This is a genomic window from Flagellimonas ochracea (assembly GCF_009903685.1).
Lineage (GTDB): Bacteria > Bacteroidota > Bacteroidia > Flavobacteriales > Flavobacteriaceae > Flagellimonas > Flagellimonas ochracea.
Window position 1 is genome coordinate 347,522 of sequence record NZ_JAAABI010000002.1, and the last position, 13,659, is coordinate 361,180.

Here is a 13,659-nt window from a genome sequence, read left to right on the forward strand (position 1 = left end):
ATGACAAAACACATTGTTAAATCAGCTTTATTCCTAGCAATAGGACTTGTTTCCCACGCCCTCTTTTCGCAGGAATACAACAGTTTTGATATACGCTACCAAGACAATATAAAGGGTGATCTTACTTTTATTGCCAACAACATTGTCAACCGTGATGGGGGAACAGGCTCTACAGAGCCTGAAGATTCTTATAACGCCACAGGAAGTTCTTCCACCTATAACGATTGGTTGAACATGCAGTATGTTGATGTGGACAGTGACCCAACAACTTTTAGTTCCAGTAGGGCAACGTTCACATTTCCACAGACCAACTGTAACCTTATCAGATATGCGGGATTGTATTGGTCTGGAACCTATCCCAGTGAACAGGCTGGACAAGCGGTTGGAACCAATAGGCAAAACGATTTCAATCAGGTAAAATTCATGGTGCCAGGTGGTTCTTATGTGGACATTACCGCAGACGAAATCATATATGATGGTTTTACCAGTGGCGATTCTTCCATGAGGCGCAATAGCCCTTATGCTTGCTACGCCGATGTTACTACGTTGGTTTCGGCCTTGGCAAATCCAACAGGGGATTATACCATAGCCAACGTACGAGCTGTGACAGGTTCCCTTTCTCCGGGAGGTGGAGCTTCCGCAGGATGGACTCTGATCATTGTTTATGAAAACCCAACCCTTACCGGTAAGCTAATCACCACCTTTGATGGGTTTGCTCGTGTAAACAGCGCTAATCCATCAGTAGATATTAATTATAGTGGCTTTAACACAATTCCAGCGGGTCCGGTAAATGCCAATATTGGTGTGGCCGCTCTTGAGGGAGATAACAGAATCACGGGTGACCGTGTAAGAATAAGGGCCGCCAGTAGTGGTTCCTTTACAACCATAAGCAATGCCACCAATCCATCAGACAACTTCTTCAACAGTAACATTACATTAAACGGAGTTGTAACCACAAACAGGGATGTAAACAGTGTGAACACCTTGGGATATGATACGGATATGTTTTTGCTAAACAACCCCTTAAACTCCGTAATACCAAACAGCGAAACCGCTGCAACTTTTCGTTTTACGTCAAGCGGTGACCAATATTATCCATTTTTCAACTCATTCAATGTAGAAATAATTGAGCCGGAAATTGTTCTGGAAAAAAGGGTAGAAGATATTGCTGGTAATGATATCACCGGTGCGGGGGTAAACCTCGGTCAGTATTTGGACTACGTCCTATCGTTCGAAAATACAGGGAACGACGACGCAACCAACTATACCATACGCGATGTGCTCCCCATCAATACAACACTGGATGAAACAGCATTAACACTGCCTGCAGGGGTAACTTATGTTTATAATGCCCCAACTCGTGAAATAACTTTTACAATTCCAGACAATCTGGTTGAAGAAGGTGATCCCGTTTCTGAAATAAGAATGAGGGTGCAAGTAGCAGAAAACTGTTTCGATTTCATCGATGCCTGTACGGATCAGATCCAAAACTTGGCTTACTCTACCTATCAAGGCGTTATTAATAACAATCAAATTACAGATGACCCAAGTGTGTCCGATTTTGACAATTGTGGATTTACTACGCCCGGGGCCACCAACTTCCTGTTGGATGATTTGGAAAGCTGTGACTTTACCAGAACCGTTCAATTATGTGGGGATGATGTGCTTTTGGATGCAGGGGATAATTTTGATGCGTACACATGGTACAGGGACGAAAACGGAAATGGCCAAATAGATCTTGGAACGGACACCGTAATCAACGATGGAGACCCAGATGGAGATCCAAGCACATTATTGGTCACCGATATCGGCACCTACATTGTGGACAAAGAAGTGGCAGATCCTTGTAAAGGATTTCAAGAAATAATTATTGTTGAGCTCTTTGGGGCCATTCAATCCAATCCCATTTCGGCATTGATCAACGACACTACCAATACTGTGGATGGTGAAATAGTTGTCTGCCCCAACGATGGTAGCGAACTCCCTGAAATCTTCCTTTGTGGACTAAACGACACCGAACTCATTCAGGTAAATATTCCTGACGCGTTAAGCATAGAATGGCAACAATTGGACGAGGCCAGCTGTGCCGCGGCCACACCAGATTGTGCCAACACAAATAACAGCTGTACCTGGAACACCGTTGACACGGGCAACGATTTTACAGCTTCCGACGCTGGAGAATATCGTTTGGTCATCAACTATCAAGATGGATGTTTTACCCGTTTCTATTTCAATATCTTCAAAAACCCATTGGATCCGCAATACACGACTAGGGATATTGTTTGTGATACAGATGGCAATATTACGGTAACCAACATGCCTTTGGACTATGAATATCAGCTCATAGATCAAGCAACAGGAAATGTAGTGGTTGCCTACAATCCAAGTCCAAGTTTTGATATTGCTGACAATGGTTCCTATCGGGTAGAAATGAGACAGCAAGGTGTAACCGATGGCTGTATTTTCATTTTAGAGAACATCGGAATCTTGGAAAGAAATTTTCAGGTTGACATAACAACTACAGATACTGATTGTAATGGTTTCGGGACTATTTCCATTTCCGCCCTGAATGTCTTTCCACAATATTATTACGAAATATCGCAAGGGGGAACTATTGTGGACACTTTTGGTCCATCAAACGACAACAACTACACCTTTGAAAACCTTAACGATGGCGTGTACGACGTCTCTGTAAGAACAGACGATAACTGTACCTACACCGAGCAGGTGACCATTCAAGACCTTAACAATCTAGAGCTCAATGCACGGGTTTCTCAACACATTACCTGTCGAGAAGGCAACATCCAAATGGAATCCACAGGTGGTCAAACTCCACATACCTATGCCATTTGGTCTTATGTAGACGAAGGGGGCAACACGGTCATCTCGTATCCTACGGTAGACGATATTCCTTCGAGTGCTTACCAGACCAGTGTAATCTTTGACATCTTGGATCCTGGTGATTATACTTTCGTAGTGGTGGACAGAAACAACTGTCATGATATCTCCAACACGGTGACCATCGAATTTAGGCCCGCCGCCGATTTCAATGCCACCAGTGTTATCGATGTGCTTTGTTATGGTGATTCCACAGGAGCCATAAACTTCAATCTTGTAAGCAGTAATGGGTATCAACTTACCTATTATTTGTTCGATGCAACAGGTTTTGATGAGAACAACTATGATTTGAACAATGCTTTGGCCACCAATTCTTCGGGCAATTTCACTGGATTGCCAAGCGGCGATTATGTAGTGGTTATTAACCAGCGAAAAGGAAGCGCAGCTTGTGATTATTTTGAATATCACACAATTTCCGCGCCATCCAATCCCCTTGACGCCGACGCCGTTCTGGTACAAGATTACACCTGTCTACAAAACGGAATCGTAGAAGCACAAAACATCACAGGAGGAACCGCGCCTTACGAATATAGTATCGATGGGGTTAACTTTGGGGTAAGCCCCACATTCAGCAATCTCACCGATGGAACCTATACCATCACCGTAAGGGATGACAATGGGTGTACTTTCCCTACCAACACCATTACGTTGGACCCATTAAATCCACCTTCGGATCTAACCTTTGTAGCCACTGCGCCTAACTGTCCTGCTTTAACTTCAGATGTTACAGCAACCGTTGTGGATGGCAATGCTCCTTTTGTTTTTGAAATAATAGCCCCTGCTACAACTGCCGCTACCTCCATAACCGGAGCTTCTGCCAATTTTGATGGGTTGGCACCGGGCACTTATACCTTTAGGGTAACCGATGATAAAGGTTGTGTTTATGATGAATCTTTTACAATTGACCCGGTCACCCAAATCAATGTTACAGGCCAGCTGGTAAGCAACATCACCTGTTTTAATGATACAGATGGGGAGCTGTTGTTTACAATTACAGATTTCAATACCGATTATGACTATACTGTTTCAGGACCGGCTAACTTTTCTGGAAGCAACGAATCCAGCGGTACCGTTTCTTTAACTGGATTGGATGATGGAACCTACACCATTACTGTTACTGATAACTTGACCAACTGTACCGACACAGCAAGCGTAACCATCAATGCTCCTCCTTCAATGTTGACGATAAACGCTACAGAAACACAGCCTACTTGCGTTTCCGACGGTAGCGTTACCCTTACTTCATCTGGAGGGTGGGGTGGAAATTCTTTCACTTTAACCAATCCGGACACTACCCTTTTTGGAACAAACAGCACAGGTGTCTTCACAGGGTTGACACAAACAGGAACCTACACGGCTTCAGTAACGGATACTAACGGTTGTGTGGTCACCACTACGTTTGACTTGAATGCCGCAATTGCGCCCGTTCTTGACATTGTGCCCAGTGACCTATGTTACGACGACGCTGTTGGTTTGACCCTGACTGCCAATGTTACTTCAGGCGGTGATGGAAATTATGAATATAGCCTTAATGGAGGTCCTTTTGGTGCCAGTAATATTTTTTCCGGACTTACCCCAGGAACCCATACCATTGATGTTCGTGACGGAAACAATTGTACTGATACTGCTTCTATAACAATTAACCCTGAATTGAGTGTAATTGCTTCAGCTCCAAATATCACTGCCTGTGGTACCGACACGGACATTACGATTACTGCAGCAGGTGGCGATGGAAATTATGTTTATGCAGTGGTTGGTGATGGAGTTGCTCCTGTAGGTGGTGACTTTTCAATTACAAATCCTGTAACTGTGACTGGTGCTGGAGATTATGATGTCTACGTGCGGGATAATGCCGGTGCGGCAGGTTTTTGTGAAGCTTCATATGATATTACAATAATTCAAGATGTTCCACTTGCCATTGCGCCAACCGTGACCGACGTAACTTGCTTTGGCGGTTCAGACGGAGCCATAACTTTAAGTGCTTCTGGTGGAGAAGGACCTTATTTGTTTAGTATAGATAATGGTTCCACTTACCAAACCTCCAACAGTTTTGTAAATCTGGGTGCTGGATCTTACGATGTAAGGATAAGGGATGCCAATAACTGCGAAGCTACCTTGACCGTTGTCGTCAACCAACCAAATCAACTGGTTGCTGAAGCCCTACAAACCCAAGCCTATACTTGTCTACAGCTTGGTGAAATTACCGTGGGAAGTATTACTCCCACCTCTGGTGGCTCTGGTGACTATCAGTATAATATTAATGGAGGCCCTTGGACTACTTCAACAACTGGCGGAACTGTTTTTACAGGTCTGATGAATGGAACATATACCATCCAAGTACGTGATGCTAATCAAATTGATTGTTTCATCACACTGTCCGATGTTATAATCGCACCCCTCCCAACAGAGCCCACATTAAGCACCTCGATAACATACAATTGTGATGGAACGGGGGATATCACTGTACTTCCAAACGACCCTTCATACACCTATAGCTTAAATGGTGGCGCACCACAGGCTGGAAATATGTTTGCCAATGTTGCGGTGGGAACCCATACCATCGACGTTGATTATGGAAGTGGTTGTGTTACTCAAACAACGGTGGTTTTGGAGCCAGGAAACTCATTTGGTTCAACAGTAACGGCATTCTCCGACATCACATGTAACGGTGGCGCAGATGGATCAATCACTTTTGAAGTGGAAAATTTTGAGCCAGGAACTGGCTTTACGTATCAAGTGGATGCCGGTCCCGTTTCGGCAGCCCAATTTGCAAGTCCTATTACAATAAACGGTCTAACTGCAGGAAATTACTCCATAACCGTAATTGACCTTAGAGATCCTACTTGTTCCATTATCCTAAACCAAACACTTGCTGAACCAGCAGCTTTAATTGCCTCAGCTTCAATTACTAGTGTTGCAACCTGTACCAACGGTGGTGCAACTATTACGGCCTCCGCATCCGGGGGAACGCCCTCCTACGAATTTCAATTGGAGGATGGTGTTGGTGGTATAATTGCAGGTTTTGATTATGTAACCAATGGAAATAATACCGTTTTCGCCGGGCTAGCTGCCGGTGATTACGTTATTCGGGCAAGAGACACTAATCTTTGTGAAGATCCTATTGATGCTGTATTAACAGTGATTCCAGCAGCTACAATAACATTTACTACAACCCCGACTGCCTGTTACAGCGGAAATAATGATGGAACTATCCAAGTGGATGTTACGGCTGGAAATGGAGATTATCAGTTTAGTTTAAACGGTGGTCCTTGGATAACACCAACACCCACTACCGCAACAACACATACCTTCGCTTCGCTGACTTCGGGGAACTACACCATAAATGTCAGGGATGGTTTTGGTTGTGTGGGAACACTTCAGAACGTAACCATCAACGATGATTTGGTCGCCTCAGTAGATGTCGTGGATGTAAGCACTTGTGCCGATGGAAGTATATCTGTAACGGCTTCTGGCGGAACCCCTGTATTGGAATACGCCTTTGTGCCAACAACTACAGACCCTACTGGGTTGTTCTCAACAACGAGCACATTTACGATAACCGCAGGGAATGAAGGAGACTATGATATTTATGTAAGGGACAATTCGGCCACGGTTCCTTTTTGTGAATACATGGAAACGGTAACGGTGAACCCGGCGACGCCTTTGAACATTACTGCCACACCAACCGACCCACTTTGTCATGACGGTACCGGTTCCATTCTAGTGGACATTACATCCGGTATTGCTCCATACACTATCCAAATAATAGACTTGGATAATGGTGGTGCTTCAGACCAAACGGATACGAATGTACTCAATACGAGCAGAACGTATTTTAACCTCATGCCAGGTGACTACACAATCAACGTAACTGATGCTACAGGATGCGTTGTGACAGAAACTCCGGTAACCCTCAACAATCCAGATGAACTTACCGCAAGTATTATAGGAATCACTCCAGCTACTTGTACTGGTGACCCCAACGATTTTGGTTTTGGGTTCTCAGGCTATCCTACAACGCTAGGTACAATTGAGTTCAGTGCTGATGGTGGAACTACTTGGATAGGGAACAACTCCGTTCCAGGCACTACCGACCAATTCACGGGATACAATTCCGGAGATACCGTCTATCCCTCCATGCGTACGGTGGACGGTTTTGGAAACACTGTTTGTCAAACCAATTTGCCTCCGTTCATCATTCCATATCCTTTGGATGACTTAGACATTACCATATTGCCGATTGTTGTCAATTGTAATGAGCTTCAAGTAACCGTTAGGGGGCAAAACGGAACCGCTCCCTACGAGTATACCTATTCAGACGATCCAGCAAACTTTGACCCAGCGACCGCTACATGGACGGCCCCATTGCCCTTGGGGACAACCCATACCTTTGTTGGACTTGTGCCCGGTAGATCCTACACGTTCTATGTAAGGGATGCCGCGGGTTGTGTGCGTCAGAGTAATGTGAATGTAAATGATATAATTACAGTTCCCCTAGAAATCACATCTTCCATTACCCCCAGTTGTGCCGGGGCCAGCAATGGTAGTATAACCTATACGGTCACTGACAATCAAGCTCCTTTTGAAACACAGTTCAGGTGGGATTTTTACGACATGAGCTCTGGTTCTGCTGTTTTAGTAACCAGCAGTGGTGGAATAGTTCCCTATTCCTCCCCACAGGACATCGTAATTGGTGGTTTGCCAGCAGGAAACTATTTCATTGAAGTCGTTGAAGTTGATGGGGGTGGTGTTGACAGCTGCGTTGGGGCAACCGAAAACGAGCTCTTAATAGAATTAGATCCTTTATCGGGAACACCTGTTGTTTTACAAAATATCAGCTGTAATGCCCCGGGCCTAATTCAAGTCCAAAACCCACTAGGTGGTGGAGGGGTTTATACCTACACCGTAACTGGGCCGGCTCCATTTGTTACCATTACATCAACCTCCGATAACCCTATAGAAATTCCTGCAAATTCACCTGCCGGAAACTATGACGTTACCATGGAGGATCAATATGGTTGTTCCGTAAATTTGGGCACTGTTCCGTTGACACTTACTCCCAACCCTACTGTAGACTCCATTGTTGTGAACAATTGCTCAACTCCAATTTCAGTAACTATAAATGCAACAAGTGTCGCTGCACAGATTTTTTATTCTATAGATGGCGGGGTTACTTATTTGGATAATGGCGGAATTTTCAACAATGTTGCCCCTGGATCCTATAATGTTTCGATCATTGACGGTAATGGCTGTACCGACACTGACACATTCGATGTGTATCCTATCTTGGAATTTACCGCAATTCAAACCGTAGCTCTAGATTGTGAACCAGGAGCAGCGGCTAATGCCGAAATCGAGATTGATGTGATTTCTGGATCTGGAAACTACGAATTTATCATTGATGGCCCTGGTGCAAACGATCAGGCCCGGACCGTACTCCCAACCAATCCGTTTACATGGACCGGCGCTGCAGCGGCAGGAAGTTATGAAGTAATCGTATTTGATATTGGAACAGCTCCACCTAACTGCTCGCAAACAATTACCATAGATGTGCCGGATGCTCCACTACCAAGCTTTACAGAAACCCATACGGATATTACCTGTAATGGGGCCAATGATGGTAGCATTACCCTTACTGAAGTTGACACTGGAGTGGGGCCATTAAACTATACGCTAACACCTATGCCGGGCGGCGCGGTATTGAATGGCAATACTTTTGAAAACCTTCCCGCAGGCACATACAGTGTTCGTGGAGCAGGAACCAACAGTTGCTTCACCGATATCTTCAACATTCAGATAGCCGAACCCAATCCAGTGGTTGTCCCAGCACCCACTGTGGTTGAATTTGGATGCGTTTCTGGCAACAATACCAACAATGCCTCCATTACAGTGGATACAGCTTCTATTACAGGTGGAAGTGGAACATATGTGATTTATGAGTTCATCAATGACCAAAGCACTCCGGCAACAGGGGATGATATTGTGGTTCAAACTGGGCCAAACAATGTTTACATAGAAACAGATATTAATGGAGGAAGCTATACTATCAATGTATACGATGAAAATGGCTGTGTTGGAACAACAAATGTGGCAATTGCGCCATTTGACAGCCTCGATGCAGCCAACATTGTGGTAGATGCCATAGCCACTTGTGTTGCCGGTGAAGATATAACCATTACAGCGGTGGGTTCAATCACAAATTCAACTACACATCCAGCCAACTATGAATTTAGGGAATTACCTTCCGGAGTGTTCCAGGCTTCAGGTAGTTTTACTGGATTGTCTGTCGGTACCCACAACTTTGAGGTGAGAAACACAATAACTGGATGTGTTATTACCATACCACATGAAGTCGCAGATCCTGAAGTACTGGATTTGATTGTGGTTGGAACAACAAACATCACTTGTTTTGGTGATACCGATGGCGCTGTAGACCTAAACCTGGTTGACGCTTCCGTTGTGGCCTATCCAAGCGCTACTAGCTATACATTATACTACGATATAAACAACACTCCTGGAAACTTGGCTGATGATGTTACTTCTTCTGGTTCTGATGCTGACGGCAGCTTCACCATCAGCGGTCTTGCGGCCGGTGCCTACTATATTGAGGTTACCGATACGAATCCTCCAGGAGCTGCTTGCGTGTATATTGAATCCTTTAACATTGCTGGACCAAGTGCTTCAATTGCAGGATCTACGGTGGTAACCGAAATCACCTGTGTCGGAAACGATGGTGCCATTCAAATTACCAACGTTACCGGAGGATGGGGAGGCTACAGTTACTATGTAGGCACTTCTGCCCCTACAGGTCCCAGTGATTATGTGGTAGGTGACAGCTTTGCCGGCCTTCCTGTAGGCACCTATGAAGCATGGGTGATTGACTCTAGTGGTTGTGAACAATTGGTGGATACCGTTTCACTATCAGACCCATTGCCAATTACCGCTTCGATTCAAATAAATCAAGAAAACTGTACTGACCTCCAAGGTGAAATTGAAGTTCTTGGAACTGCTGGTGGTCAGGGTAGTAACTATACGTACCAACTTATCCGTAATGGGTCAAATATCGGTTCTCCACAAACCAATACTGTTTTCTCTGGTTTGGGTGCAGGATCTTATGAAGTAATGATTGCTGATCAATGGTCATGTACAACAACCGTTGGCCCTGTAGTACTTACAAATGCTATGACTGCAACGACCACCGTTGTAAAACCCATTGACTGTACGCTTGATTCAGGAGGTCATGTCACCGTAAGTGTAAGCGGCGGTTCTTCTAACCTTACTTTCGATGTGGTTTTTCCAGATGGATTTACCACAGCTAGCAACGCAACAGGGGTCTTTACAGGACTCACGCAACCTGGAGTCTATACATTCACGGTTACCGACAATAACACAACTACCCCCTGTACGTTTGTCATCACACAAGAACTGGATGACAAAGTTGACCCCATTATTGATGATGTGCTGATGGATCCTGTAAGCTGTAATGGCGGTGCTGATGGCAACTTGACCGTAGTATTGGATCCTACGACCATAGTTGATCCCGTGTACACGTACGAGCTATATGAGGCGTCCAATTTGGTGACACCATATCGATTCGCACAGACGACTCCTACATTCGATAACCTACCAGCAGGAGATTACCGAGTACGCGTTATCTCATCAAGAGCTTGTGATGATTTCTACGATGCCACAGTTACGGAACCTGTTGTTCTATCTGCATCTGCATCTGCTACCACATTTGTGTGTAATCCAAACAATACGGTAAATACATCAACAATTACCGTAACCGGCGGTGGTGGAACAGGCCCATACTTATACAGTTTGGACAATACAAATTTCCAGTCCGCCAACACATTTGATGTGGTTGATACTGGTGTGGACCAAAATATCACAGTATATGTTGAAGATGCCAATGGTTGTACGACCACAGCGGCAGTCTTTATACCAACAATAAACACATTCACCGTTGGTATAACACAAAATGCAGCCATCAGCTGTGCCAACCCTGAAGAAGTACTGTTGACCGTTTCTGATGATGGGAACCCTGCTAATACCTATACTTTTGAGTTGTTGCCCCTTGGAAATCCGAATGGTTCGTTAACCGCAACACTTACAAACACAACGGCTACATTTGAATTGATCGCCCCTGGAAACTACACATTCAGGGTTACCGATGACGCAACAGGTTGCTATGTTGATACCACACATAATATCGCTCCGTACGATTTGATTGATGTAGTGGCAACGGCAACAGCGCCAGCTGTTTGTTTTGGAGACGCAGGCACTTTGGAAATCAACGTAACAGGATACTCCGGAACCTATGATTACGAAGTGTTCCTATCTGATGGTTCTGTGACCGGAATTACTGGAAGTGCAAACACTTCGACCAATCCATTGTCCATTACCGACCCTGCCCTAATAGGTGGAAATTACTTTGTAAGGGTCACTGAGACTGCCAACCCATTGTGCGTGGAGGATTCCAATGTCATTACCATTGTTTCACCAAGCAGTGCTTTGGTAGTGACGCCTCAAGAAGTCGCCAATGTTACCTGTAGTAACGATCAAGGTGAAATAGTTGTAGCCCCAACTGGGGGTTACGCTCCTTACGATATTGTGTTGACCAATACCACGACATCACAAGTATATACTGTCAATGATGTTCCAAGTTATTTGTTCACTGGTTTATCGGCTGGAACATTTGATGTACAGATAACGGACGATAACGGTTGCGTCATCAACGAACCTATTGTTCTGGTTCAGCCAATTCCAATTACTGCGGATATCAATGCTACACCCACAACTTTGTTGTGCTATGGTGATACCAATGCATCCGTCTGGGCGGAAAACGAAGCTGGAGGTGAGGGCGTATACGATTATCAACTAAACATATATGATCCAACGGGCACAACGATAGTGTTCACGTCTGGAGAACAGTCGTCTCCAACCTTTAACAACTTGGGCGCTGGAATTTATAGTATTACCGTGTCCGATAACTGGAATTGTGACGTGGAAACCATTCAGGTTACCATAAGCGAACCTACAGATGTCATGGCATCCTTAATTGAGTTAAGCGCAATGACCTGTATTAATCAAGCGCAATTACAGCTTGATGCTTCCGGAGGCACAGCCCCCTACGAATATAGCGTCGATGGAACCAACTATTTTGCCATGAGCGGCGGTAGTACCCATATATTCAATGTTGGCGCTGGAATCTATCAATACTATGTGCGCGATGCCTTTGGTTGTGAAGCTCAAATCTCCAACCAGGTAAGCGTGGACATGGTTCCCCCGTTAACTATTGACATAGATGATTCTGCGGCCATGATCAATTGTACCGGGGAGGCTTCAGCAACTATTGTGGCCAACACCACCGGCGGATTGGGCAATTATAGCTACGAACTATTTGGTGATGCGGCCTTGACCAATTTAATAGCTGGTCCTCAAACAAACGACACCTTTAGTGGTTTAGTGGCAGGCAGTTACTACGTAAGGGTAACCAGTCAAGATTGTGTTGAGGTTTCACCGGAAATAATAATCACAGATCCTGCTCCATTGCAGGTAGACCGTGAAGAGTTCACCAATGTAACATGCTCTGGATTGAATGACGGAACGATCACGGTCGAAGTTTCAGGAGGTACCGGTGAAATTTTCTATGCTATTACACCGAATCTTAATCAGTTTGATACCGTAAACGTATTCGAGGATTTGGCCCCAGGCATTTATGATGTGATTGCGCAGGATAGAAACGGTTGTTTCATGACCTTCCAGTTTGAAATAGAACAGCCAGAACCTATCCAGGCCGAGGCCATTAATATAATGCATGAAGTGTGCTTCAACAGTGCCGATGGCTCATTTGAACTTCAAATCACCGGAGGTACTGCACCATACGAAACTGCTTTGAACTCAAACGCTGACGCTGATTATGTTCAGGATCAAATCTTGTTCCAAAATCTTCCTGCAGGAACACATGTAGTGTTTGTGCGTGATTCCCAAGGATGTGAAACCAATGTTTTTGTGGAAATAGAACCAGGGGTAAACCTTGAGGCCACGGTTACGCCCATGTATGAGTGTACTGGCAATATTCCTGAAAATTACCTGAACATTGTATTTACAGATCCTTCAGTCTCTGCGGATGTGCTATATGCCCTGGACTCAACTGACCCAGGTGATATGCAGCTTTCAGATGATTTCAGAAATATGGCTCCGGGCGATCATTACATCACCATAGCACACGCCAATGGATGTATGGTCACTTATGACTTCACCATAGAAGGGTATGAACCTTTGACCCTGATATTGGAAAACAACAATATAAATGAAATAACAGCGGTTGCCGAGGGTGGACTGGAAGATTATACCTTCTATTTCGGAGATGTAGACAACGGAACGGACAATACCTTCTATATCAATAGAACGGATACCTATACCGTTACTGTTGTAGACCAAAACGGTTGCGAGGTTCAGGCAGAAATATTTATGGAATTCATTGATATTGAGATTCCTAACTTTTTCACTCCCGACGGAGATGGTCTCAACGACATGTGGTTGCCAAACAACTTAGAAACGTTCCCCAACGTACTAATGATTGTTTTTGATCGTTATGGTAGAGAGCTCTATCGTATGGAATATGGCGATAGTGGTTGGGATGGTATTTACAACAACAAAGAGCTCCCCACCGGTGATTACTGGTATATTGTTAAACTGCAAGGTGAAAACGATGACCGTGAATTCATTGGACATTTTACCCTATATCGAGATTGA

Annotated in this window: 1 protein-coding gene; it reads left to right on the forward strand. The window is 44.6% G+C overall.

Going from position 1 to position 13,659, the window contains the following annotated elements; genetic code table 11:
* Positions 1-13,659 carry a T9SS type B sorting domain-containing protein gene (locus tag GTQ34_RS07155; RefSeq protein ID WP_166523093.1) on the forward strand — a complete coding sequence of 4,553 codons (13,659 nt, stop codon included), beginning with the start codon at positions 1-3 and terminating at the stop codon, positions 13,657-13,659.